We start from the raw sequence: 24311 nt of genomic DNA on the forward strand, positions 1-24311 counted from the left end.
CCACGAACGAGCCATCGCCGCCCGCTGCGACCGCCTCGTCCGCCTCGGCGACGGCCGCATCGTCGAAGACCTCAACCTCACCGACGGCGAAGACCCCGCCGACACCTACGACCGCGCCACCCGGCTACGCCTGTAGACCAACCGCTCAGATGTCGACGGTCAGCCGGACCGCCACCAGTTCCCGACCTGGAGCCCGTCGGCCTTCCGCACCGACGCCCGCAGCGGGTGAGGAAATGCCTCGGCGCTGGGACCTTCCAGAACCACAGCTCGCCACCGAGCTCCAGATCCACCCGCCCGGGCAGGGCCGACCAGCAGGCGGGCTCACCCGCGGCGGGCGTGTCCCCCTGCATCGTGGCAAGCTGGCACGAACCACACCGCGGTGTCTGGTGGCAGCAGGGTGCTCTCGTCCGCCGGTGGGACCGGTGCGCTCGTCAGCAGCAGCCGGCCGACGTCGGTCAGCGGCACCGCGCGGTCGCCGAGGTTGACCGCGCAGCCGAACCCCTCACCGCGCCGGAACCCCACCACGTCGAGCCCGATGTCCCACCAGGTCAACTTGTCGGCTACCCCCTTGCTCAACTCTCGGCGTGACCGGATGGCCGCCTGGTAGAACGCCAGGGTGGAGGCGGGATCGGCCGTCTGCCGCTGCACGCTCCAGGTGCCCCAGCCGTCGGGCTGCGGCAGCCACGGCGGTTCGGCGCCCTCCGGCGCGAAGCCGTACGTTCCACCGTCCGCCGTCCACGGGATCGGCACTCGAGACCCGTCCCGCCCGCGTACGGTCCGCCCGGAACGTTCCCAGACCGGGTCACGGAGCGCCTCGTCGGGCAGGTCCACCTGGGGCAGCCCCAGCTCCTCGCCCTGGTAGACGTAGGCCGCGCCTGGCAGCGCCAGCATCAGCAGGGCGGCGGCCCGGGCCCGGCGCAGCCCCCGCTCTCCCCCGCCGTAACGGGTGACGGTCCGGGTCGCGTCGTGGCTGTTCAGCACCCAGGCCGGGAGGGCACCGACCCGGCGGTACGCCTCGAGCGTGCGCCCGATGGTGTCCCGCAGCGCTGGGGCGGACCAGTCGCACTCCAGCAGCTCGAAGGTGAACGCCTGGTGCAGCTCGTCCGGGCGGACGTACCGGGCCTGCCGGTCGGCGTCGAAGAGGCACACCTCCCCGATCAGCGCCCGCTCCCCCGGCACCGCGTCGACCATGGTTCGCCACTGCCGGTAGAGGCAGTGCACGGGTGCCTGGTCGAAGAACGGCATCAGGTGGTTGCGGCGGAACTCGGTGTGCTGCCCGGGGCCTGCGTCAACCAGGTCGGGGTGCTTGAACAGGGCGTGCGCCATGTCGATGCGCAGCCCGTCCACACCCCGGTCGAGCCACCACCGGACGATGTCCCGGAACTCTGCCGGCACCTCCGGGTTGTCCCAGTTCAGGTCGGGCTGCTCGGGGCTGAACAGGTGCAGGTACCACTCGTCGGGTCCGCCGTCCGGGCTCGGCACCCGCCGCCAGGCGCTGCCGCCGAACGCCGACTGCCAGTCGTTGGGTGGCTGGTCCGGCTGGTCGTCGTCCACCGGGCGGAAGACGTACCGGCGGCGGGCGGCGCTGCCCGGCGGCGCGGCCAGGGCCGCCCGGAACCAGGGGTGCCGGTCCGAGGTGTGGTTGGGTACCAGGTCGCAGACGACCCGCAGGCCGAGCCGGTGTGCCTCGGCGACGAGCGCGTCGACGTCGGCGAGGGCGCCGAAGAGCGGGTCGACATCGCGATGGTCGACGACGTCGTATCCGCCGTCGACCATCGGTGACGGATAGAACGGGGTCAGCCAGACGGCGTCCACGCCGAGGGAGGCCAGGTGGGACAGGCGGGCGGTCACCCCCGGCAGGTCACCGGTCCCGTCACCGTCGGAGTCGGCGAAGCTGCGGACGTACACCTGGTAGCAGACACCGGCACGCCACCAGGGCTCCCTCGGCGCGGACCGGGTCACCGGCGGACCAGGGTGAAGCCGCCGGGCAGCACGGTGACTCGCAGGGTGGCGGTGGTTCCGGTGCTCCGGGAGCGGAGCACGCCTGCCGCGTCGTACGCCTCCACCGTGGTCGGGCCGGTGCCGCCGGCGGTGACCTCCGTGGTCCGGCGGGCTCGGGCGGCGCTGCGCAGCAGGGTCGTGCTCCGCCCGTCGCCGGCCAGGGTGAGCCGGGAGACGAGCGGCTCCAGCATGACCGCGTCCACGGTGGCCGTGTCTCGGGCCGTTGCCTCGGCGGTCAGTTCGGTGGCGTGGGCGGCGAGTTCGCGGGGCAGGGTGACCGGGAGCAGCGCGCCCGGCGCCGGGGAGTTGCCCTGGGCGCCGACCCGGGCGTGGTCGACCTCGCCGAGCGGTCCGGCGTCGCTGCGCCAGCGAGTCCGGGCCGGTACGCCGGGGCGCAGGTCCACCACGGGCGACACCAGCCGGGGTTGGTCGGCCGGCGGGAGCTGCCACCGCAGCCCAGCCCCGGCGGGCAGGTCGACATACGCCACGCTGATCAGTGACTCACCGGTCCACGCCGATGGTGGGGTGACCACGGTCGCGCCGCCCAGGCGCACGGCGTGCTCGGCTTCCAGGGTCACCGCGCCGACCCGTTCGACGATCTCGGTGTGGCGGGCGAGGGCGGCCACCTCCGGCCGGGCGTCCAGGGCGAGCATGCTGAGCAGGGTGTGGATGGTGGACTCGGCACCGGAGTTCCGGTTGACCTGCCCGTCGCCGTTGATGCCGTCGATGGCCCGGCCGGTGCGCGGGTCGTAGCCGGGTGTGCCGGCCGGGTTGGCGCCGAACCACCAGGCGGCGGTGAGGGCGGCGAGTTGCGCGAATCCGGGACGTCCGGTGGCGTCGGCGACGGCGAGCAGCGACTGCACCCGGGAGTCGACGCCGTAGGCGATCTGGGTGCGGTCGGTGCGGGTGGGCAGCCGGCCGTTGTCCGGGCCGCCGGAGGTGAGCAGCCACGGGGTGAAGACGGCGGAATCGGTGACGGCGGGGTCCAGCAGGGCCCGGTCGTTGAGGACCTGGGCCGCCCGGGCGAGCGCGGCCGGCATCTGGGCGCCCCAGCCGTGCCACACCGAGCGGGACAGCGCCCAGGGGCGTACCGCGCCGAACGGCCATTCCCGCATGCCACCGTCGGCGAGGGCGGCGATGCCCTCGGCGAGTTGGCGCAGGGCCCGGCGGGCGGTGGCGCCGCCACCGGCTTCGACGTAGGCAGCGAGTCCGATGACGGCTTCGGCGGTGGCGTCCGCGCCGTCGACGATCAGCCAGGCCGGGGTACGTTCCCCGTCGATGGTCTGCCACTGCTGATAGCGGACGAGCACCTGGCGCTGCACGGCGGCGATGGCCAGGTCGAGGCGGGTACGCAGGAAGCCGGCGAAGTCCGGGTCGGTGTCGCGGAACGCGGCGTACCCTTCGCCGAGCGCCCAGACGGTCCGGGCCAGCCAGTACGACGCGTCGCTGTCGGACGGGTCGGGCAGTTCCTTCGGCTCGGCGCTCGGGTTGAGCGTGCCGTCCGGCTGCATCCACAGCACCACGTTGCCGGCGTACGGGCCGTCGGCGGTCTGCAGGTAGGTCAGGCCGCGCAGCAGCTGGTAGGCGGCGTCCCGGCTGGCGGCGGCCCCGGTCAGCCGCCAGTGTCGCAGATAGACCACTGCGGCCCGGGAGATGTCGTCGGCATTGAAGGCGCCCTGCCCCCAGGTGTCGGTGTCCGGGTGGTAGGCGCCACCGCCCACGCGGCGGAACGTGCCGCCCGGCCCGGGCTCGGCATAGGTCCAGAGCGCCCCGACGGCGGGAATGTCGGCGAGCCGGTAGGTGGTGTGCCCGGGCTGGTGCGGCGGCGTCACCTCCTGCCGGAGGAAGTCCAGGTGGGCGAGGTTGGTCAGGGGGGTCATGCTCGGAGCGGGCGCGGCGGCGCCGGCCGGGGTGGCGGCCAGCAGCGGGGTGGTGACTGCGAGGCCGCCCAGCAGCAGCGATCGGCGTTTCACGGGGGTCTCCTCGATCAGGACGGGCAGGCGGTGGGGTGTTCCGAGGACCGTCGGAGGTGGACGGTGCGGTCCTCGCGGGCGGAGCGGGCGGCCGCGGCGGCGACGGTGACCGCGGTCGCACCCTCGGTGACTCCGGCGACGGGCCGGCCGCCGGTACGGACGCAGCGCACCAGGTCGTGCATGGCGGCGCGCACGCTCTCGGCGTAGGCGTACGGTTTGGCGGCCTCACCGCCGAGGTCGACGGTGATCCGGCAGTGGTGCGGCAGTTGCCGCTGCCGGCCGCGCTCCCGGGCATGCGCGGGGCCGGCGTGTCGGCGCACGACGACCGTGACGGCCGGGTCCCGCAACCGGTGGCCGTCGACAGCGAGCAGTTCCCCGGCCCGGGCTGGCAGGTGCTCGACGAGCTCCGCTCCGGCGTCGTCGGTCCAGAGGTCGACGGTGGCGTGCACCGGGATCCAGCCGGTCACCCGGGCCTCGGCGGTGCCGAAGTCGATCCGCATCAGTTGCCGCTCACACCGGTGGGCGTGGCTGAAGCCGTGCGCGAAGGTCGCCAGTGCGCCGTCGGGATACCGGGTGGTGGCCACCGCCAGGTCGGCCAGGTCGCTGCCCGGGCGGTGGCCGAGCATGCCCTGCACCGACTCGGGCGCCGCGCCGACCAGGGCGTCGGCCGCGTCGAAGAAGTGCACGCCGTGCTCCACGAAGATCCCGCCGCTGACCCGCTCGTCCCAGAACCAGTGCTCCGGTCCGAGGTCCTCGTCGCTGGCGTCGTTCTCGAAGGCGAGCCGCCGGACCGGGCCGAGCAGCGGGTCGGACGGAGCGCCGGGCGGCGCCGCGAATCGTGGGTCGCGCAGCCGGGCCAGCGCCCGCAACACCGGGTTGTAGCGCAGCACGTGGTCGACCACCAGGACGCGGCCGGTGGCGGCAACCGCGTCCCGGATGCTGGCGGCCTCGTCCTCGTTGGTGGCCAGGGGTTTCTCGGCGAAGACGTGCCGGCCGGCGCGCAACGCCGCGAGGATGGTCTCCGCGTGCCCGGCCGGCGGGGTGGCCACCACCACGACGTCCACGTCGTCGGCGGTGACCAGCGCCCGCCAGTCCGGCACCGGCCGGGCGGCCAGGGTCCTGGCCAGCCGCCCGGCCCGGTCGTTGTCCGGGTCCGCGACCACGGTGACCGCCACGTCCGGCAGGTCCCGCAGGGCGCCGGTGAGGAAGGTGGCGAAGCCGCCGGCCCCGACGACGCCGAGCCGCAGCACTGCCGGGCTCCGCAAGGTCGGCGCGACCGACCCAGTCACGAGGGCCGGCCGGACCCGGCCACACAGCTCACCGGACACGGTCGAGCCGGGCGACGCCGATCTTGGCGTCGGCCATGCCGTAGAAGACGTACCGGACTCCGTCCACCTCCTCGATCGCGGTGGGGAAGACCACATTCGGGACGGTGCCGGAGCGCTCGTCCTCGGTCTCGGGCACCAGGATCGGCTGGGCGGTGCGGGCCAGCACCCGGCCCGGGTCGGCCGGGTCGAGCAGCATCGCCCCGGCCGCGTACTCGACCTTCTGAGTGCTGGGGTCGAAGGTGTCGGGGATGTGGCCGGTCACCCCGTGGTGGATGAGCAGCCAGCCCCCCTCCACCCGTACCGGCGGCGGGCCGGCACCGATCTTCAGCTCCTCGTAAGGGAACTCGGACAGGGCGACGCAGCGGTGGTCGCGGAGCCGGACCAGCGCGGTGATGTCCGTGTGCACCTCCTCCGCCGGGACGTAGGAAATCCAGATGCCGGGCCGCTCGTCGGCGACCCCGGCCGGCAGGTGCACCCCCTCGCCGGGGCGGAACCAGCCCAGGTCCCACATCGGCCGGTGCAGCATCGCGTAGCAGGGGCGGCCGTCGGGGCCGGGCACCGGCTCGGGGAAGAAGACCGCGTCCTTGTTCGGGAAGAGGTTCAGGTCGGTGTCCAGGCCCGGCTGGTAGGCGAACTGCACCGGGCCGAGCCGGCGCCAGCTGCGCAGGTCGGTGGAGACGGCCAGGGCCAGCCGCGGGCCCAGCGGACCGTAGGCGACGTACGTCATCAGGTGACGGTCGAGGCCCGGCACCCAGGTGGTGCGCGGGTCCTCGACCCCGGCGTTGTTCAACCCGCGCTCCCAGCCCTCGTCGGGGGCGAGCACGACGCCACGCCGGACCACCCCGGCCGGAATCCCGTCGCGGAGCTCGACCTCGGCGAGCCCGACCCGGGAGACGTTCCCCTCGGCGACCAGCCGGGGCAGCAGGTGCAGCTTGCCGTCCGGGGTACGCCCGCTGGCCGGGTTGAGCACCCCCTCGACTTCCAGCGGCTCCCCCGGTTCGGGCGCCATGACCACGCCGAGTCGGGTGAGGGTGTACGGGACGGCGGTGGAGACAGTCAATTGGTTCAACCCTTTACGCCAGATCCGATGTTGGTGGAGGTGAAGTGGCGCTGGAAGGCGACGAACAGCGCCACGGCCGGGGCTGCCAGGACGCAGGCGCCAGCCAGGATCGCGCCGTACGGGTTGGCGGTCCGCGCGGCGACGTTGGTCATGTAGTTGGCGAGCGACACGGCAAGGGGCTGCATGTCGGCCTGCTTGGTGATCAGGAACGGCCAGAGGAACTCGTTCCACGGCCCGATGAACGTCAGGAGCACGGCGGTCAGCAGCGCCGGGCGTACCAGCGGCAGGGCGATCGACCACAGGACGCGGACCTCGCCCGCGCCGTCGACCCGGGCGGCGGCGAACAGGTCATCGGGCAGTTGCAGGAAGAACTGCCGGAAGACGAAGACCGCCGTGGTGTTGATGGCGTACGGCAGGATCATGCCGAGATAGGAGTCGGCCAGGCCGTAGCTGCGCACGATGAGCACGTAGAGCGGGATCAGCAGCAGCTGGAACGGCACCACCTGGACCAGCAGCACCAGGGCGAAGAGCGCGCCCCGGCCGCGGAAGCTGAGCCGGGCCAGGGCGTAGCCGGCCAGCACGCCGAAGACCAGCGTGGCGAGGATGACCCCGCCGGTGAAGATGCCGGAGTTGACCAGCGACCCGACCAGGTCGACCCGCTCGTTGATGTCGCGATAGTTGCCGAGGGTGAGCTTCGCCGACGGGAGGGCGCCGGCGGGCGAGGTGTCCGGCTCGGCCTGCAGCGAGCCGATGAGCATGTAGTAGAACGGGAAGAGGAACGCCACCGCGCCGCCGGCGAGCAGGACCCAACGCAGCACGGCCCAGCCGCGGCCGGATCCCCGCCCGCCCGACGAGGGTTTGCCACGCCGCTCGGTGGAACGCGGCGCGATGTCTGGCACGACGCGTGTCATCTCAGGGCCTCTCCAGGATCCGTCGGTTGATCAGTGAGACGGCGACGACCCCGATCACGAGCAGCACGCCGATGGCGGCCGCGACATCCGGCTGACCCTGCTCGATGCCGCGCTGGTACATCAGCAGCACCGGGGAGGCGGAGGCACCGTTCGGCCCGCCGCCGCCGGTGAGCAGGTACGGCTCGGTGAACAGGTTCGCGCCGGTGATCGTCGCCAGGATCACAACGAGCATGGTGGCCGGGCGGACGGCCGGCACGGTCACCGAGCGGAACCGCTGCCATCGGCTGGCGCCGTCCACCGCTGCCGACTCGTACAGCTCCTTCGGCACGTTCTGCAGCGCGGCCAGGTAGAGCAGGATGAAGAAGCCGAGTTGCTTCCAGGCGACGTAGATCGCGACGGTCGGCATCGCCAGGCGCTCGTTGACCAGCCAGGACGGTTCCGGTGCCAGCGGGCCCAGCAGCTTGTTGACCAGGCCGCCGGAGTTGAACAGGAACAGCCACACGCCCACCACCGCGACGCTCGCGGTCACATAGGGCACGTAGTAGGCCACCCGCAGGAAGGTGCGCGCGCGGATGGCATCGTTGAGCGCGGTCGCCAGCAGCAGTGCCAGAACGGTGGTGAGCGGCACGTTGATCAGCAGGAACACGACGATGTTGCCGAACGCCTGCCGGACGGCCGGATCACCCAGGACGGCGGTGTAGTTGGCCAGCCCGACGAACGGGCGGTCGACCGGCACGCCCGGTGCGGTGAAGAAGTAGTCGTGGAAGCTGATCCATACCGAGAACCCGAACGGGTAGGCGAACACCAGCGCGAGGAACACCGCGTACGGCGCGACGAGAACTGCGCCGACCGGGTGGCGGCCGAGAACGGCCGCCACCCGGCGCTGCGGGCCGCGCCGGGATCCTTCCCGACTGAGCGGCCCGGGCATCAGGACTGCCCGGCCAGCCCGGTGGCCTTCTGCGCGGCCTCGGAGAACGACTCCGCCACCGACCGCTTGCCGAAGATCACGGACTCGGAGTACGCGTCCCGGAACGTCTGCCAGATGGTGATGGAGTTCGGCACGTTAGGCACCTCGACGGTGCGCCCGGCCTGGTCGGCGAAGGTCTGGTAGGCCGGGTTCTTCGCGAAGTAGTCCGGGTAGGTCGACGGCAGGTCGGCCCGCAGCGGCATCTGGCCGGTGGCCTGCAGCAGGTTGCCGTCCTGCTCCTTGCTGGTGGCGAACTTCAGCACCTCCCACGCGGTGGCACGGTTCTTGCAGGCCGAGTACATGGCGACGTTCTTGGCGTCGCTGAAGGTCTTGACCTCGGCCGCGGGCTTGCCCGTGGACGTCGGCACCGGGGCCGCCCCCCACTTCACCTTGTCGCCGTACACCGCGATCGCCCACGGGCCGACAATGGCCATCGCGGCCTTGCCGTCGGCGAACGAGTCGCCGTTGTACTTCTCCTTCGGCGCGAGGCCCTCGTCGTAGAGCTTCTTCCAGAACTCCGCGACCCGCTGCCCTTCTGGCGAGTCGAACTGGGCCTTGCCGTTCTCGACCAGTTGCTTACCGCCGGTCTCCGCGGCGAACAGCGGGTAGTAGTCGAACCACGACTGGAAGAACTCGCTGCTCGGGGCCGGGTAGATCGCGGCCGGCGCGGCGCCGGACGACTTGATCTTACGAGCGGTGGTGAGGAACTCGTCGTACGTGGCGAGCGCCGGCTTGTCCGCGTCGATGCCGGCCTTCGCGAGGATCTCCTTGTTGTAGAAGATCATCACGGGGTTGGACTTCCAGGGAAGCTGGTAGAACTTGCCGTCGGGCGACTTGTACTGGTCGGCGGCGGCGCCGGTGCGCTGCTTGATGTAGTCGGCGGCTCCGTCGAAGCTGTCGAGCGCCACGAGGCCGCCCTGCTTCTGGAACTGCGGCACCGCGGCCGGGGCGGTGTTGAAGATCAGGCAGGGGGCGTTGCCGGCGGTGATCGCCGCGCCGATGACCTCCTCGGACGACTTGCCCGCCGGGATCTCCTGCGCGGTGATCTTCTGGTCGGCGTGCTGGCTGTTCCACGCGTCGACCATCGCGGTGCCCCAGGCCAGTTCCTCCTTGTTGTTCGACAGCCAGATGGTGATCGGCCCCTTGGCCGAGGAGTCGGCCTTGGTGTCGGAGCCGCCGTCACCGCAGGCTGCGGTGAGGCCCAGGGAGAGGACGAGGAACGCGGCGGGGACGGTACGTTTCATATCGGTCTCCGATCTGGACTGCCGTGACGCTCGACCGCCCGGGCCGAGGCGATGCCCGGCCGGCTGGTCACGGCGATTGGTGTGGTGTGGGTGGTGGTGCAGCGGTGGAGGCACGGACGACGAGCTGCGCGGGAGGCATCTCGACGTCCGTGGCGCCGTCGCCGTCGATGAGGTCGAGCAGGGTACGAGCGGCGACCCGGCCCCAACCCGACGGATCGGTCCTGACGCTGGTCAGTGCCGGGCTGATGTGGGCGGCCAGCTCGGTGTCGTCGAAGCCGGTGACCGAGAGCCCGCCCGGGACGTCGACGCCCCGTTCCCGGGCCACGGCCATGCCGGCCATCGCCATCACGTCATTGGCGTAGATGATCCCGCTGGGCGGGTCGGCCAGGTCGAGCAGTTGCCGGGTGGCCCGGGCCCCACCGGCCGCCGAGAAGTCGGAGGACACGCACGGCCCCGGCGGCAGCCCGGCAGCCCGCAGCGCGCCCTCCCAGGCATCCCGCCGGGTGGCGCCGTGCAGGAAGTGCTCCGGGCCGCCGACGTGCGCGACGTGCCGATGCCCCAGCTCCACCAGATGGCTGACCGCGGCGGTGATCCCCGGCCGGTCGTCGACGAGCACCGCCGGGAACGGACTGGCCACGTCGGGACGGCCGAGGGTGACGGCGGGCAGCCGCAGCTGCCTCAGGAGGGCGATCCGCGGATCGGCGACCCGCAGGTCCAGGAGGAAGACCCCGTCCACCCGCCCGTCGGCGGCCAGCCGCCGATAGCCGTCCTCCTCCGCCCGCTGGTTGGTGACCACCTGCAGGACCAGCGCCTGGTTCCGCTCGGCCAGGACGCGTTCCACCCCGGCGATGAAGGCGGGGAAGAACGGGTCGGCGCCGAGCAGCTCCGGCGGGCGGGCGAGCACCAGACCGACGGCGAACGCCCGGGAGGCGGACAGGGCCCGCGCCCGGTGGCTCGGGGTCCAGCCCAGCTCCTTCGCCGCCGCCAGGATCCGCTGACGGGTCTCCTCGGCCACCCCGGGCCGGCCGTTGAGGGCGAAGGAGACCGCTCCCTTGGAGACGCCCGCGGCACGGGCGACATCGGTGATCGTCGGTCGAGGTGGTCTGACCAACGTGGCCTCCTTCCCGTGCCGGCGAGTCGCGTGCGGACGGTCACTAAACCGGTTTGGAAGATGCTAGACCGGTTTAGTGAATGGATCAACGGCCGCCGCTTGAAGATTTCTTGCATCGCCCTACGTTCGATCGGCACCCATTGACACGAAGGCCGGTCGGGGCGAGGGTGGCCACTGAGCAACCCCTGAACGGAGGTCTTATGCCCCGATCACGAGCGCCCATCGGCGGGCGGATCCTGCTCAGCACCGCGCTGGTCGGCGCCGCGACGCTCGCGCCGGCCGGCCCGGCGCCCGCGGCGAGCCCCACGTCCGCCAACCGACAGCAGCAGTACGCGGCGGCATCTGCCGAGTACGGCGTCCCGGAGTCCGTCCTGCTCGCCGTGTCGTACCTGGAGTCCCGCTGGGACACCAACGCCGGCACCCCCAGCACCAGCGCGGGGTACGGCCCGATGCACCTCACCGACGCACGGTATGTCAGCAGCCTGGGCGAGCCTGGCCACTACGGTCCGGCGGAGGACCCGCGCGGCGACGATTCCCGAGCCCCGATCCACCTCGGGAAACCCGCTGTCGGCCCGGCCGCCGAGGCGGCGCTGCAGACCTTGGACGCCGCCGCGGCGGCCACCGGCAGCGGGAAGGACGCGCTCAGGTCCGACCCGACGGCCAACATCCGGGGCGGTGCCGCACTGCTGGCGTCGTACCAGAAGGAGATCGGCGCCCCGGTCGGCGTCGGCACCGACCCCGCCGCCTGGTACGGCGCGGTGGCCCGCTATTCCGGCTCCGACAGCACCGACTCCGCGGCGAGCTTCGCGGACGAGGTGTACGCGACGATCCGAACCGGCGCGGCCCGCATGACCGACGACGGGCAGCGGGTGGCCCTCGCCGCCCGCGCGGTGGCACCGCAGAAGTCCTGGCTCGGCAAGCTCGGCCTGCGGAAGGTGGCCCGGGCCGACGGCGTGGAGTGCCCGGCGGAGCTGGCCTGCGAGTGGATCCCGGCGCCGTACCAGCTGCTGGGCGACGGGACGGACCCGGAGTACTACGGCAACCACGATTTGTCCGACCGACCGGCCCGGCAGAAGATCGACTACATCGTCATCCACGACACCGAGGAGACCTACGCCAGGACGCTGGAGCTGGTGCAGGATCCGGCGTACGTGAGCTGGCACTACACGATGCGCTCGGGCGACGGGCACACCGCGCAGCACGTCCGGACCAAGGACGTCGCCTGGCAGGCCGGCAACTGGTACATCAACAGCAAGTCGATCGGCATCGAGCACGAGGGCTTCGCCCGTCAGGGCACCTGGTACACCGAGGCCCTGTACCGCAACTCGGCCAAGCTCGTGGGGTACCTCGCGAAGCGGTTCGACATCCCGCTGGACCGCCAGCACATCATCGGCCACGACAACGTGCCCGGCACCGTCCCGTCGACGGTCCGCGGCATGCACTGGGATCCGGGCCCGTACTGGGACTGGTCGCACTACTTCGACCTGCTCAAGGCGCCGTTCCACGGCACCGGCACGCCGCGGACCGGGCTGGTCACCATGGACCCGGACTTTGCCAGTAACCGCCCCGCGTTCTGGGGCTGCACTCTGGACGAGAACGACAACCCGACCAGCGAGCCCTGCCCGCTGCGCGGCTCGTCGTCGGTGATCCTGCACAGCGCCCCCCGCCACGACGCCCCGCTGGTCACCGACATCGGGCTGCACCCGGACGGGGCGCCATCCACGATGGAGGCCTCCGACCACGGCGCCCGGGCCTCCGCCGGCCAGACGTATGCCATCGCGGACCGGCAGGGCGACTGGACGGCCGTCTGGTACCTCGGCCAGAAGGCATGGTTCTACAACCCGGCCGCCGCCCCCGTCGCGAAGTGGGCGACCGGCTTCGTGGTGACGCCCAAGCCCGGCAAGACGACCGTTCCGGTCTACGGCCGGGCGTACCCGGAGGAGGCCGCCTACCCGGCCGGCGCGCCGTACCAGACCATCACCCCGCTGCAGTACACGCTGTCCGCCGGACAGCGGTACGCGGTCGGCCAGGTCGCGCCGAGCGAGTTCTACAAGGCGTACACCTTCGCCGGCACCTTCCCCGGTGACTTCACGGTGATCCGTGGCGAGACGACGTACGTCCAGATCCAGTTCGGCCACCGGATCATGTTCGTCAACATGGACGACGTGCTGATCCAGCCGTCGGCGGTGGGCGCGCCCCACTGACCGTCCCTGGCACGAGCCGGGCCCCCTCTCCATGCGAGAGGGGGCCCGTTCCGGGGACCGTCCCGAAAAACTGACGTGCTCGGCGTGGCTCGACGCTCTACGGTTCCGGGCGTGACCATCGACATCGTGAGCCTCGCCGACCGGCCCGACCTCGCCCCGCTGCTCGACGACGGCTTCGACGGGGCGTGGCCGCAGTTCATGCTCTGGGATCCGATGGGCTCCGTGTACTACAGCGTCGCCCACGACCTCTACCCCGAGTTCGTGTTCGTCGCCGTCGACTCCGACGAGCCGGGTCGCGCCGTCGCTCGCGCGTACGCCGTGCCGTTGCGCTGGACGGAGGACGAGCTGCCCGACGGCGGCTGGGACCGGGTGATCCAGCGGGCCACCATCACCCGCCTCACCGGCGCAACCCCGAACATCGTCTCCGCCCTGGAGATCTGCATCCGGCCCGACCGGCGCGGCGGCGGACTGTCCGCGCTGATGCTCACCGCCATGCGGGAGGCCGCCGCGAAGCGGGGCTACGACACCCTGGTCGCGCCGGTGCGCCCGAGCGGCAAGCACACCCGACCCGACCTGCCGATGAGCGAGTACGCGGCGCAGGTCCGCGAGGACGGCCTGCCCGTCGACCCGTGGCTGCGGGTGCACGTGCGCGCCGGCGGGCGCATCGAACGCGTCGCCACCCGCTCCATGATGATCAGCGGGACGCTCGCCGACTGGCGCTCCTGGACCGGCCTCCCGTTCGACACCAGCGGACCGGTGCACGTGCCGGGCGCCCTGGTGCCGGTGCACTGCGACGTGGCGCACGACCACGCCGTCTACGTCGAGCCCAACGTCTGGGTCCGTCACCGCCTTTAGCGGTACGACAACGCGGTCACCTACGGCCTGCACGTCCTGCTCGGCGCGCTGGAGCCGCACCACCCTGCCGATCGCCGTGCACCGAACGGCGCTCGCCCTACTGGCGGATGTCCAGGGCGCCGATCAGACCGTCGCGGAGCGTGAAGCGGTAGCGAAGCCGGACCGGGCTGCCCGGGAACGTGCCAGTGACGAGGGTCGTCACCACGATGTTGCCGCCGGCCTCTTCCTCGACCGTCTCCGGCACGGCGTCGTAGGCGTACTCGGCCGCGGTCCGCTCGCGCCAGGCCCGGATCGCCGCCGGGCCCTGGTAGGTCCGGTCCTCGTCGGCGACGATCGCGTTGTCGGTGAAGCAGGCGACGAAGGCGTCGATGTCGGGTTCGCCGATGAGCCGGTAGTAGCGGACGATCACGTCGGGAATCGTGACGGTCATGTCTCTCTCCTCAGGTCGGGGCCCGTTCGTCGGGGCTGACTACCACGAACGCGCTCGGGTAGGCGTCGGGTCCGCACCCGACCCGCCTGCGGGGCGGCCTCACCCGCTCTCCCCGGCGGGAATTGGCGGCGCGCCGCGCTGATCCGGTTGGCTGGCCGCCAGGTCCGGAGACCGCAGGTCGACGGTGACGGTCGCACCGGGGGCGAGCTGGAAGGTCCGGTCCCGCACCGCCACCGGGGCGGGCTGGTCCGCCCCGGGGGCGGCGGAGATCCGCAACCGTTCGTGATCCACATGCAGGGAGATCAACTGGTTGCGGTACCGGATCACGAAATCGAGGCCGTCGAGCCCTTCGGGCAGCAGCGGATTGAGCCGGAGCAGGTCGTCGCGAATCTCCAGGCCGGTGTAGCAGCGTTGCAGGATGTCCAGCGTGCCGGCACTGGCGCCGAGATGGATCCCGTTTCGCGTCGAGCCGCGCTCCGGATCCGCGAGGTCGGTGCCGAGCGCGGTCACCAGCATCTCGAAGGAGCGACGACGGTCCGTGCGGGCCAGCACCCATGCGTGCGCGACCCGGCTCAGGGTGGATCCGTGGCTCGTACGGGACAGGTAGTAGTCGACGGTGGCGGGGATCCGGTCGGGGTCGAACTCGTACCCGAGGCCGCGCACCAGCGCGGTGAGTTCCTCGGCGCTGAACAGGTACAGCAGCATCAGCACGTCGGCCTGCTTGGAGATCCGGTAATGGTTCGGGTGGCCTCCCTCGGCCTGCAGCAGCGGCCCCAGCTGCCGCAGGTCGCCGTACCGCTGCCGGTACCGGTCCCAGTCCAGCTCCGCCAGGTCGTCGTACCCCTCGAACTGGGCGAGTATCCCGTCGTCGAGGAAGGCCAGCCGCAGCCGCCGCCCGACGTGTGCCCACCGGCGCCGCTCGTCGTCGGTCGGGGCGACCTCACGCCACGGCCTGGCCCCCGGATGCCGGCCGACGATCGCGCAGGCCTCCACCGCGCGGCCGAGGACCCAGGCGACCATCACGTTGATGTACGCGCAGTTGTCCAGCCCCTGGCCCGGCCGGCCCGGGTACCCGTCGTGGAACTCGTCCGGCCCCATCACCCCGCGAATGTCATACCGGTCGTCGACCGGGTCGTAGGTTGCCAGCCCGGCCCAGAACCGCGCCGTCTCGACCAGCAGCTCCAGCCCGGACGCGGCGAGGAACGACAGATCACCTGTCGTCTCCCAGTACCGCCACACGCAGTACGCCACCGCCAGATTGACGTGCTGCTGCCGGCCGGTGTAGTCGTCCATCCACTCCCCCGTCACCGGGGACGGCGAACGGGACGGGCTCTCATCCCGGCCGCTGTCGCCGCTCTGCCAGGGAAACAGGGCGCCCGGCATACCCGCCCCGGCCGCCTGCCGCCGCGCCGCGGTCAACCGCCGGTGCCGGTACTCCAGCAGGGCACGGGTCAGCTCCGGCATCCGCAGATTCAGGTACGGATAGACGAACAGCTCGTCCCAGAAGATGTGCCCGTGGTAGCCCTCGCCGTGCAGCCCCCGGGCGGGCACCCCGGCGTCCAGGCCGATGACGTGCGGCGACAGCGTCTGCAGCAGGTGGAAGGTGTGCACCCGTACCGGCACCTGCCAGGCGTGCTCCTCGCCGACGTCGAGCCGGAACCGCGCCCACAGCTGCGACCACGCGGCGGCGTGCTCGGCCAGCGCCGTTTCGAAGGTCCCCGCCTGCCGCAGCCCTTCGCCGGCGGCGGTCAACGGCACGGACACCACCCGGTCCCGGTTGGAGAAGACCATGACGGTCTTCTCCACCACGACGCGTTCCCCGGACGTCACGTCGATCCCGATCAAGAGGCTCACATCGTCCGTCCCGTGCAGCAGCTGCCTGCTGTGGGCGACGCCGTCGGTGATCCTGGTCCGGGCCGCCACGGCCACCTGGTGTCGTGAGTTGGTCGTCACCGCCGTCAGCCAGACGGTCTCCGCGTCGTCCCCGCCGGTCGCCACATCGGTGAGGTGCCGGCCGCAGCTCCCGGCTTCCGCCGGCGCGTTCGCGTTGACCACCCCACCGTCGATGCCCGACATGATCTCCAGCCGGCCGGACCAGTTCTCCGCGATGATGCTCGTCTCCAGCGCCGCCAGATGAGGATTCGCCATCGACACCAGCCGGCGCTGCCGAACCCGGGTACGCCGCCGTTTCCGGTCGACCACCACCAACTCCCGCAGGTACACCCCGCGCCGCAGATCCAGCATCCGGTGCTCGTGCACCCGCCGCCCCTGCCCCGGCGCGAACCAGTCACCGCCGGCGGCACGGAACGTCAACGGAAGCCAGTTCGGCAGGTTGACGATGCTCTCGTCGCCCTCCATGCCGGAGAGCCGGTTGTGGAAGCCGGCGAGGTAGGTGCCCGGATAGTGGACGCCGTCGGCCGACGCCTCCGGGGCCGCCCCGCGGGTGGCCAGATACCCGTTGCCCAGGGTCAGGATCGTCTCCCGCGTACCTTCCTCGCCCGGCGCCTCGCCGTCCCGATACGCCAACGTCCAACCGGGCGGCGGAGGTCTGCTGCACAGCTCGCACCCCGGGTCCACGTCCGCCGGCACCCCGTACTCCTCTTCCACGGCGCGATGCCGTTTCCCCGTTTCGGGCTCGGCAAACGCCCGACCGAAACCGAAATCGCGCGTCAAAACTGATCTTTCGGCCTAGATTGGCGTGGTGAGCCATACGGGTGCGGTAGTCGACCGGGTAGTGACCGACCGGGGTGAGCTCGTGCTCCGGCAGTGTGGCGGGCACTTCGAGATCGTCAGCAACGGGGTCTTCCTGATGGACACCCGTGCCGGAGCGTCGGAGCGGCTGCTCGTGCGGGAGGCCCTCAATCTCGTTGGACCGGGCGCGCGGGTGTTGATCGGCGGGCTGGGCGTGGGCTTTTCACTGGCCGAGGCGGCGGCGTCCACGGTCCCCGGAGAGATCGTCGTGCTGGAGATCGAGGACACGCTCATCGAATGGCATCGCCGTAGCCTGGCCCCCTACAGCCGCGACGGTCTGCGCGACCCCCGGGTGCGGGTCGTGAACCACGATCTCCTGGCCTGGCTGCGCAGCACGAACAACGTCTTCGACGCCATCTGCCTCGACATCGACAACGGCCCCGACTGGACCGTGTTCCCGCCCAACGCCGCGCTGTACGACGAGGCCGGCACCGCATTGCTGCGGGATCGGCTGGCTGACGGCGGCGTGCTGGCGGTCTGGAGCGCCTCGGCCGCCCCGGCGTACGCCGCCCGCCTGGAGGCGGTGATCGGTCCGGTCACCACTCACCTCGTCGATGTGCCGCGCGGCGAACCGGACGTCGTCTACCTGGCCCGCAGGACCCGCATTCCAGATGAGTGGGATCGCCGGCCCGGCAAGGAGTCAACTACCCGCCCATGAATGGGCGGGCTTGCGGATCACTGTCCTCGCTGGCTGCGAGGCTAGGCCGCGTGCGGGCGATTGACTGCGCCCCAGCTCACGACACCACGCGAAGCGATGTTGCGAGCCGCATTGTGGTCGGCGTGGGCAACGACCCCACACGACCGACAGATGAAGGTTTCCTGGTTGGGTCGGTTCCGTTTGTCCCGATACCCGCAAGCTGCACAGGTCTGGGAGGTGTACCGGGGGTCGATCTCGACCAGCGGTACACCCGCCCGGCGCGCCTTGTAGACCAGGAACGCGCCGAGTTGGTGGAACGCCCAAGAGTGCAGCGTGACCCGTTGGGGCTTCCTCAGCCGGACCCGGTCGCGAATCCCCGTCAGTTTCTCGACGGCAATGCCGCGGCCGGTGCGTGCAGCCTCGGTCACGATGCTCTTGGCGATGGTGTGGTTGACGTTCGCGGTGTGCCGCGTTTCCTTCCGGCGGCGGCGGGCCAGGAGCCGTTTCGCCGACTTGGTGCCTTTCTCCTGCAACCGCTTCCTGAGCCGCTGCTGGCGGCGCCGGTAGCCGTTGAGCTTGGTTCCGGCGTAACGGGTGTCGTCGGAGTCGTAGGCGATGTTCGCGATCCCCATGTCGACACCGAGGAATCCGTCCGGCTCATAGACCTGCGGCGCGTCCACCTCAACCGTGGCGTACAGGAACCACATGCCGTCCCGGTGCACCAGGTCGGACTCGCCGACCGGATGGATTTCGACGGCCTTGATCTGGTCGGGGGAGCCGGTGAACGCGACCTGTTTGAGCCGCCCTTGCACGGTCCAGATGGAGACGACGCGGGCGTCGTGCTGCCACGACAGCATCCTTGCGTCGTAGGGCTGGGCGGCGTCCCAGCGGAACATGATCGGGTTGGTCTCGACCTTGCGGCGGCGCTTCGATCCGGGCTTCCCATAGTTGCCGGCCTTGAGGTTACCTGCGAGCGTCTTGTATACGTCGGCGACCTTCTTAATGACGTGCTGGGCGGCCTGCGCGCCGAGCCCGTAGTCGTCCTTGATGCCGTGGTAGGCGTGCCGGCGCAGGTCGTAGTTGCGGTAGCAGTCGATCTCCCGTGCCATCACTGCGACATCGAATGCCGCGGCGTTGCAGGCGCGCAGGGTCGCCTCCAGCGCCGCAGCCTCGTCGGGTGTCGGCAGGAGCTTCACCTGCACCACCAACTTCACACCATCATCGAATCATTTGGTCTATGTCACCACGATGGACCCCAGACCCGGAAGTTCGCCGGGGACGCTCGGTCGTCTACAACCTTCACGCGCACTTGGTCTTCACCACGAAGTACCGGCGCGGGGCGCTCACCGATCCGATCCTCACCCGCTGGCAGCAGGTCATGGCCGAGGTGTGCCGGGACTTCGGCGCCGAACTGCGGGAGTTCAACGGCGAGGACGACCACGTGCATCTGCTCGTCCACTACCCGCCGAGCGTCGCCCTGTCGCGGCTGGTCAACAGCCTCAAGGGCGTCTCATCTCGATACCTGCGCCGCGAGTTCGCCGGACACCTGCGCAAGTACCTGTGGGGCGAGCATCTATGGTCGCCCTCGTACTTCGCCGGGTCATGCGGCGGCGCGCCCCTCACGATGGTCAAGGAGTACATCGAGAACCAGAAACGTCCCGGTCCGTGACGGCGTTCCTCCCGGCCGTAAACGGCCAGGGTTCCCGCCCTATCAACCGCTGAATAGATCCGACGTAGCCGGTACCAACAGTTTCCTACGAGATATCGGCTTATCTGCGAGGCGGGCAGCGGACCGGGAGGGCCAACGGTAGTCTTCGGCGGGTCGATTGTCGCCGAGGTCGCCCCAATCTGCGGGCAACCGGTCGCCGACCCCCACGTCTTGCCAGGTGTTCGCCCGAAGTGATCGAGTTAGGGGTAGCGGTGCGAAGGCTACTGTCACTCTGCGTCCTCGCGATGTTCGTGGCCGCCGCTAGCGGCTGCAGCGAGCCGAGCGCGCAGGCGGAAACCCCTGGTCTCGCGGCCCGTGGCACGACAATGACCACGGTGCAGCCCACCCGCCAGGACCTTGCCAACAAGGTGAGCCTCTCCGGCAAGGTGACCATCAACCCGGTGTTCGGGATCGTGGCCCCGGTCGCCGGGCAGGTGCGCTATCTCGATGTCGAGACGCCACAACGTACGCCGAGCAAGCCGACAAGGGTGGCGACCATTTGGGCGTCCGGCAAGGCGCACCGCATCGAGATCCCGGCGGGTGCGGTGTTCGCCGGCCGGCTGGTGGACGACCGCTCCAATGTGACCGCCGGGATGCCCATCGTTTCAGCCAAGAAGGTCGGCTACGGGCTCGTCGCCGACATCGACGGCGAGCAGGCGTACAAGATCTCGGATGCGCTCGCGACAGTCCAGGCCCAGATCAAGAGCGGCCCGGGGCCGTTCCCGTGCAAGGTGCTCGGCACCATCGCCGCCCTGCCCGCCGGCACCATCCCGGACCCGCCGGCCGCCGAGCCGTCCGCCGATCCGTCCGCCCAGCCGTCCGCCCCGCCAGTCGTCCGGCCCGGCCCGGACCAGCAGGACAGGCCCGAGCCGTCGGAACCGACCGGGATGCGCCTGGTGTGCACCGCCCCCGCCAAGGTGAAGCTGATCAACGGTGCCAGCGCCACGCTCGAGGTGGTGACCGCGAGGGCTGCCAAGGCGCTGGTGCTCCCGGTTGAAGCGGTCGCCGGCGGGCAGGGCCGGGGCAAGGTGGACGTGGTCCAGCCGGACGGTACCCGGGAGACCAGAGACGTCGTCCTCGGGCTCAGCGACGGCAAGGTGGTGCAGATCAAATCCGGTCTCACCGGCGACGAGACCGTCGCGGTCCCTGGCCCCAACCTCCCACCCGCCAAACCCGGCGGGGAGGGCGACCCCACCGGGCCGATGGGCGGGAAATGACGGCGTTGCTGGAGCTCAATGGCATCACCAAGACGCTGAAGGGCCAGAAGGCGCCGCGCACCATCCTCGACGGCACCGACCTGACCGTCGACAGTGGCGAGAGCGTGGCCATCCTTGGCCGCTCGGGGTCCGGCAAGAGCACGCTGCTCAGCCTGATCGGCCTCTTCGACCGGCCTGACGGTGGGCAGTATCTGCTGAACGGCCGGGACATCACCCGGCTGCCGGAGCGCAAGGCGGCAGCGTTGCGCAGCGCCGAGTTCGGCTTCGTGTTCCAGCGGTTCTTCCTGCTCAAGCACCTGACCGCCGCGCAGAACGTGGCGATGGCCCTGGTCAACGGTCAAGGCTGGCTGCCGCGCCGCAAACGCAGGGCCAGGACCATGGCAGCCCTCGACGAGGTCGGCATCGCGCATCTGGCCAAGCACCGGCCGGCCCGCCTCTCCGGCGGCGAACAGCAGCGGGTGGCGATCGCCCGGGCGCTCGTCCGGGAGCCGCGTCTGCTGCTGGCCGACGAGCCGACCGGCGCGCTGGACACTGAGACGGGCAACCTGGTGATCGAGGTGATGCGCGCAGCGGCCGACCGGGGCTGTGGTCTGATCCTGGTCACTCACGACTGGGACCACGCCAACAAGATGCAGCGCGTGCTGCGCCTCAGCGACGGGAAACTTCATCCGGCCACCGACAGGGAGGGTGCTTCAGTGAGCGGGCCGGCGCGGCACAGGGCGGCGACCGGGCCCAACCGGACCGATGACGAACTCCGCGGGGTGACGGCGTGATCCGGCTCTCGGGGCGGTTCCGCTCGGCTCTGATCATCGGGGGCCAGGGCATCCGGGCCCGCAAGACCCGCACCCTCCTGTCGATGGTGAGCCTGTTCCTGGGGGTGATGGCCGTCGTGGTCGTACAGGTCGGCGCCGAGACCGCCAAGAACGCTCGGCTGGCTGATCTGGAGCTGCACATGGGCAAGGACGGCACCCGGCAGACCTACCTGCCGGGCACTGCCGACACCATCCAGATCAGCCAGGACACCCTGAAGGGGCGGCCGGACGCGGTCGCGGTCTCCACCACCCAGGCGATCATCGGAGAGCCGGGCGTCACCCCGGTCAACCCCGGTGCCGCCCCGTTCGACCAGCCGGGCGGCGGGCCGTACGCGGGCCCCGAGATGTACTGCGACGCTCGCGGTTACTGCCAGCCCGTGGAGACGGCCGGCGACGCCCCGGCCGTCCCCGGCGCGGCGATCGAGCTGAGCCTCAACGCGCTGACCGGCGACATCCGCCAGTTCCGGCCCTTCCGGCCGGTGTCCGGCCAGTGGCTGGACTTCTCCTCCGACCCGTCGTTGTCCCCACGGATCGTCATCAACCTCGAGGCGGCCAAGGGCTTCGCGCGCCACCAGGTGCCGGCCGAGATGCGCGTCGAGGGGGCGGTCGCCAACCCGACGCCGCGCATCATCGGGGTCATCGACGACGGCAATCCGCAGCCCAGCGCGTACACCCGGGCCGATGAGCTGCAGAACTGGGTGCCCCACGCCGGCAACAGTGGCGCATACGGTCCGGGGCTGCAGGTGATGCTCGCGCCCACGGCCGGCGACCTGGAGCAGCTGCTGCGGATCCGCCTCACGGCCAGCGGGATGCCCGCGGAGCAGGTCCAATTCGAGACGATCCAGGCGCGCAAGGACATCGCCAAGGAGTTGGCGCTCATCCGCTGGATCTTCCTCGGCATGGCCGGCCTGGTCCTGCTCATCGGCGTCGCCGGCATCCTCAACGTCGGGCTCGCGACCGTCGGAGAGCGGGTCGAGGAATTCGCCCTGCGGCGCGCCGTGGGCACCTCACGGTCGCTGCTTGCCGGCATCGTCCTCGCAGAGACACTGCTGACCGGCCTCCTCACCGCGGCCGCCGCCATCGGGCTGTCCGCGCTCGGATTGGCCGCGATCAGCGCGCTGTTCGGCGATCGGGAGCCGTTCCTGGCGGATCTCGTGTTTCCCTGGCAGGCAGGCGCCGCAGGGGTCATCGCCGGCCTGGTCGCCGGACTGCTCGGCGGCCTCATCCCGGCCATCCGCGCCGCCCGCATCCCGATCGCCACCGTCATGCGCGCCTGAGCCGTGGCGCAGGTATGAGGGATCGGCGGCGAGCCCGCCGCCACGTCGTCGACACGGCTACTCCACTCCCCGTCGTCCCAGACGCACCGACCGACGTATCCGGCGCCAGAGCAGGAACGCGGCGCCGACGAGGCCGACGCCGATGACGGCGTTCACGAGCATCTGCCAAGGGCCGCGCTGCGGGCGACCAGCACTCCGGACCGCCAGGTCGGGCAGCAGACCGGTGGCGAGGTGCAGGTCGAAGATCTCGCAGTTCTGGGTGCCCAGCTCGCAGGTATGGCCGGTGTCGAAGCGGGACAGTGTCCGGCGGGTGCCGCCGCCGAGTTGCACCTCCGCCAGCAACGCGTGACCCGCGTCGTTGATGGTCGCGACGACCACACTGCCCGCCGAGCGCCAGCCGAGCAGTCGCACGACGTCCTGAACCCGCGCCGGTGGCGTGCCGGCGTCCATGACGGGCACGAAGTCGACGTCGCCCACCTTGTACAGGAAGCTGCCATGGTCGGTGAGGCCCCCGACGGTGCCGTCAAACGGACCGTCCCCCAACCAGGGCACGGTGGCGAGGAACCTGCCGTCCGGCGACCAGCCGACATTGGCGGCCAACTCGCGCCCGTCCGCGATCGGGACACTGCCGTACTCGCGGCCGTCGAGGTCGAACAGGTGGGCCGCCTGACCGACCTGCACGGCGAGCCGCCGACTGTCCGGCGCGAACGCCGCCGTCCACGCCGGTTTGATCGCCGGCACCTCTGTGCTGTGTCCGGTCGACAGGTCGAGCAACCGCAGCGTGCCGGTGCGACCCACCGTGCCGTCGACGAACTCGACGGTGCCGGACAAGTCGGAGCCGGTGAGGGGCGCGGCGCTGTACGCGACATAGCGGCCGTCGGGGGACCAGGCCAGCAGCCGCACGCCGACCGGGTCGCCGATCGGGATCGATCGGCGCTTGCCGGTGGCCAGGTCGAGGAGGATCAGGTCGCCGATCGCGCCGCGGTCGTCGCCGAGCAGTACGCGGGTACCGTCCGGAGCGAGCAGCGCCGACGGCTGGTCCCGCTCCTCCATGGCGTCGACGCGCCGGTACGTGTCACCGTCGGCCCCGACGACCAGCGACTGGAACATGTTGAACGCCTCTCCGTTGCCATAGCCGTAGAGGGCGATCGCACGGCCGGGCGGAGCGCTCCTGACGCTGCTGGTGAGTATCGAGTACCCGGCGAACTGATCCGGCAGGCTCGGCTTCGCCGACGGGGCTGCCGGCTGGACGGGAAACTGGACGCCAGGCACAACCAGGACGGCCAGGAGGAGCACGACGACTGCCCCCACCGTGGCGGTGCCGATCCGCCGGCGCCGAACCGAGCGGCGGGCCCGGCCGAGCACAGTCTCCAGGTAGCCGGGCGGCAACGGCGGCGGCTCGTCCGGCAGGGTGGCGAACAGTTCTCTCATGATGTGAACGACCGTTACCTAACAGCGCGCGCTGGTGAGCACGTGATCGGCAGTCCCGCCTGAGGGTGGGACGGTCCCGGTCTTACCCGCCTGGGTGGTGCCGGGTTGACGTTTCACGGCCACCGGCCCGCTGGGGCGGGTCTTACGGTCGGCTCCACGTCCTGCCACCGGGCCACTCCCGGCGGTGGTCGCCTCAGCCGCGATCGCGGCGAGGTTACGTGCGGCGTTCACATCGCGGTCGAGGACCAGGCCGCAGGTGGTGCAGGTGTAGGTGCGCTCGGACAGGGCCAGCTTGGTTTTCACCGTGCCGCAGGCCGAGCAGGTCTTGCTGGAGGGATACCACCGGTCAGCCACCACCAGCCGGCCGCCGTTCCATGCGGTCTTGTACGCCACC

Annotated in this window: 20 protein-coding genes; 7 read left to right on the top strand and 13 right to left on the bottom strand. The window is 71.2% G+C overall.

All coding sequences use genetic code 11. From position 1 onward, the window contains the following. Nucleotides 1-321 precede the first annotated feature (321 nt). The 8 genes from ACNAVT_RS30910 to ACNAVT_RS30945 form a co-directional block, all read right to left on the bottom strand. The gene (locus ACNAVT_RS30910) at nt 322-1962 is read right to left on the bottom strand and encodes an alpha-amylase family glycosyl hydrolase (RefSeq protein WP_416301436.1); all 1641 of its coding nucleotides are present in this window, start codon (nt 1960-1962) and stop codon (nt 322-324) included. Continuing rightward, entirely contained in the window at nt 1959-3974 is a 2016-nt protein-coding gene (locus tag ACNAVT_RS30915; protein WP_416301438.1) for a hypothetical protein, read from the bottom strand. The genes ACNAVT_RS30910 and ACNAVT_RS30915 overlap by 4 nt, the downstream gene beginning before the upstream one ends. Nucleotides 3975-3988: 14 nt before the next feature. Then, entirely contained in the window at nt 3989-5224 is a 1236-nt protein-coding gene (locus tag ACNAVT_RS30920; RefSeq protein WP_416301440.1) for a Gfo/Idh/MocA family protein, read from the bottom strand. A gap of 67 nt (nt 5225-5291) precedes the next feature. Continuing rightward, nucleotides 5292-6362 (bottom strand): hypothetical protein, encoded by a 1071-nt coding sequence (locus tag ACNAVT_RS30925; RefSeq protein ID WP_416301441.1) that lies wholly within the window; start codon nt 6360-6362, stop codon nt 5292-5294. Between the two features lie 5 nt (nt 6363-6367). After that, a complete protein-coding gene (locus tag ACNAVT_RS30930; protein WP_416301443.1) occupies nt 6368-7273 on the bottom strand; it encodes a carbohydrate ABC transporter permease in 906 nt (301 codons plus the stop codon). A 1-nt stretch (nt 7274) separates the two neighbouring features. Beyond that, nucleotides 7275-8201, bottom strand: a complete 927-nt coding sequence (locus tag ACNAVT_RS30935) for a carbohydrate ABC transporter permease (protein ID WP_416301444.1) — start codon at nt 8199-8201, stop codon at nt 7275-7277. Next, the gene (locus tag ACNAVT_RS30940) at nt 8201-9484 is read right to left on the bottom strand and encodes an extracellular solute-binding protein (RefSeq protein ID WP_416301446.1); all 1284 of its coding nucleotides are present in this window, start codon (nt 9482-9484) and stop codon (nt 8201-8203) included. Before ACNAVT_RS30940 ends, ACNAVT_RS30935 begins: the two co-directional genes overlap by 1 nt. A 67-nt stretch (nt 9485-9551) precedes the next feature. After that, complete coding sequence (locus ACNAVT_RS30945) at nt 9552-10595, bottom strand: LacI family DNA-binding transcriptional regulator (protein ID WP_416301447.1); 1044 nt, start codon at nt 10593-10595, stop codon at nt 9552-9554. Between the two features lie 200 nt (nt 10596-10795). Here ACNAVT_RS30945 and ACNAVT_RS30950 point away from each other — a divergent pair, with 200 nt between their 5' ends. Further along, entirely contained in the window at nt 10796-12799 is a 2004-nt protein-coding gene (locus ACNAVT_RS30950) for an N-acetylmuramoyl-L-alanine amidase (protein WP_416301448.1), read from the top strand. 111 nt (nt 12800-12910) lie between these two features. After that, nucleotides 12911-13654, top strand: coding sequence for an N-acetyltransferase (locus ACNAVT_RS30955; protein WP_416301449.1), 744 nt, complete (start codon nt 12911-12913; stop codon nt 13652-13654). A gap of 97 nt (nt 13655-13751) precedes the next feature. On the opposite strand, the gene ACNAVT_RS30960 is transcribed toward ACNAVT_RS30955, so the two are convergent. Together ACNAVT_RS30960 and ACNAVT_RS30965 are read right to left on the bottom strand one after the other, a co-directional pair. Further along, on the bottom strand, nt 13752-14084 hold the full coding sequence (locus tag ACNAVT_RS30960; protein ID WP_416301450.1) for a nuclear transport factor 2 family protein: 333 nt from the start codon (nt 14082-14084) through the stop codon (nt 13752-13754). A gap of 99 nt (nt 14085-14183) precedes the next feature. Further along, nucleotides 14184-16691: a glycoside hydrolase family 65 protein gene (locus ACNAVT_RS30965; protein WP_416301452.1), complete on the bottom strand. Its 2508-nt coding sequence runs from the start codon at nt 16689-16691 to the stop codon at nt 14184-14186. Nucleotides 16692-16785: 94 nt separating this feature from the next. Here ACNAVT_RS30965 and ACNAVT_RS30970 point away from each other — a divergent pair, with 94 nt between their 5' ends. Further along, entirely contained in the window at nt 16786-17493 is a 708-nt protein-coding gene (locus ACNAVT_RS30970; RefSeq protein ID WP_416301454.1) for a spermidine synthase, read from the top strand. A 41-nt stretch (nt 17494-17534) separates the two neighbouring features. Here the strand turns inward: ACNAVT_RS30970 and ACNAVT_RS30975 are convergent, their stop codons facing one another. After that, nucleotides 17535-18686 carry an RNA-guided endonuclease InsQ/TnpB family protein gene (locus ACNAVT_RS30975; RefSeq protein ID WP_416301455.1) on the bottom strand — a complete coding sequence of 384 codons (1152 nt, stop codon included), beginning with the start codon at nt 18684-18686 and terminating at the stop codon, nt 17535-17537. A 23-nt stretch (nt 18687-18709) separates the two neighbouring features. Here ACNAVT_RS30975 and tnpA point away from each other — a divergent pair, with 23 nt between their 5' ends. From tnpA to ACNAVT_RS30995, 4 genes are all read left to right on the top strand, one after another. Beyond that, nucleotides 18710-19141, top strand: coding sequence for an IS200/IS605 family transposase (gene tnpA, locus ACNAVT_RS30980; protein WP_416301457.1), 432 nt, complete (start codon nt 18710-18712; stop codon nt 19139-19141). 365 nt (nt 19142-19506) lie between these two features. Beyond that, nucleotides 19507-20397, top strand: coding sequence for an efflux RND transporter periplasmic adaptor subunit (locus tag ACNAVT_RS30985; protein ID WP_416301459.1), 891 nt, complete (start codon nt 19507-19509; stop codon nt 20395-20397). Next, complete coding sequence (locus ACNAVT_RS30990) at nt 20394-21170, top strand: ABC transporter ATP-binding protein (protein WP_416301461.1); 777 nt, start codon at nt 20394-20396, stop codon at nt 21168-21170. Before ACNAVT_RS30985 ends, ACNAVT_RS30990 begins: the two co-directional genes overlap by 4 nt. Next, complete coding sequence (locus ACNAVT_RS30995) at nt 21167-22486, top strand: ABC transporter permease (RefSeq protein ID WP_416301463.1); 1320 nt, start codon at nt 21167-21169, stop codon at nt 22484-22486. The genes ACNAVT_RS30990 and ACNAVT_RS30995 overlap by 4 nt, the downstream gene beginning before the upstream one ends. A 57-nt stretch (nt 22487-22543) precedes the next feature. Here the strand turns inward: ACNAVT_RS30995 and ACNAVT_RS31000 are convergent, their stop codons facing one another. After that, nucleotides 22544-23917: a WD40 repeat domain-containing protein gene (locus ACNAVT_RS31000; protein WP_416301465.1), complete on the bottom strand. Its 1374-nt coding sequence runs from the start codon at nt 23915-23917 to the stop codon at nt 22544-22546. Nucleotides 23918-23935: 18 nt separating this feature from the next. Beyond that, nucleotides 23936-24311 (bottom strand): zinc ribbon domain-containing protein (locus ACNAVT_RS31005; RefSeq protein WP_416301467.1); only part of this gene is annotated, 376 nt, incomplete at its 5' end.

This window comes from Micromonospora sp. SL4-19 (genome assembly GCF_047921475.1).
GTDB lineage: Bacteria > Actinomycetota > Actinomycetes > Mycobacteriales > Micromonosporaceae > Micromonospora.

Excerpts from the sequence above, each read along its gene's own strand:
- tnpA (WP_416301457.1), top strand. The coding sequence starts at position 18,710 with ATGTCACCACGATGGACCCCAGACCCGGAAGTTCGCCGGGGACGCTCG.
- ACNAVT_RS30960 (WP_416301450.1), bottom strand. The coding sequence starts at position 14,084 with ATGACCGTCACGATTCCCGACGTGATCGTCCGCTACTACCGGCTCATC.
- ACNAVT_RS30990 (WP_416301461.1), top strand. The coding sequence starts at position 20,394 with ATGACGGCGTTGCTGGAGCTCAATGGCATCACCAAGACGCTGAAGGGC.
- ACNAVT_RS30940 (WP_416301446.1), bottom strand. The coding sequence starts at position 9,484 with ATGAAACGTACCGTCCCCGCCGCGTTCCTCGTCCTCTCCCTGGGCCTC.
- ACNAVT_RS30950 (WP_416301448.1), top strand. The coding sequence starts at position 10,796 with ATGCCCCGATCACGAGCGCCCATCGGCGGGCGGATCCTGCTCAGCACC.
- ACNAVT_RS31000 (WP_416301465.1), bottom strand. The coding sequence starts at position 23,917 with ATGAGAGAACTGTTCGCCACCCTGCCGGACGAGCCGCCGCCGTTGCCG.
- ACNAVT_RS30930 (WP_416301443.1), bottom strand. The coding sequence starts at position 7,273 with ATGACACGCGTCGTGCCAGACATCGCGCCGCGTTCCACCGAGCGGCGT.
- ACNAVT_RS30985 (WP_416301459.1), top strand. The coding sequence starts at position 19,507 with ATGACCACGGTGCAGCCCACCCGCCAGGACCTTGCCAACAAGGTGAGC.
- ACNAVT_RS30935 (WP_416301444.1), bottom strand. The coding sequence starts at position 8,201 with ATGCCCGGGCCGCTCAGTCGGGAAGGATCCCGGCGCGGCCCGCAGCGC.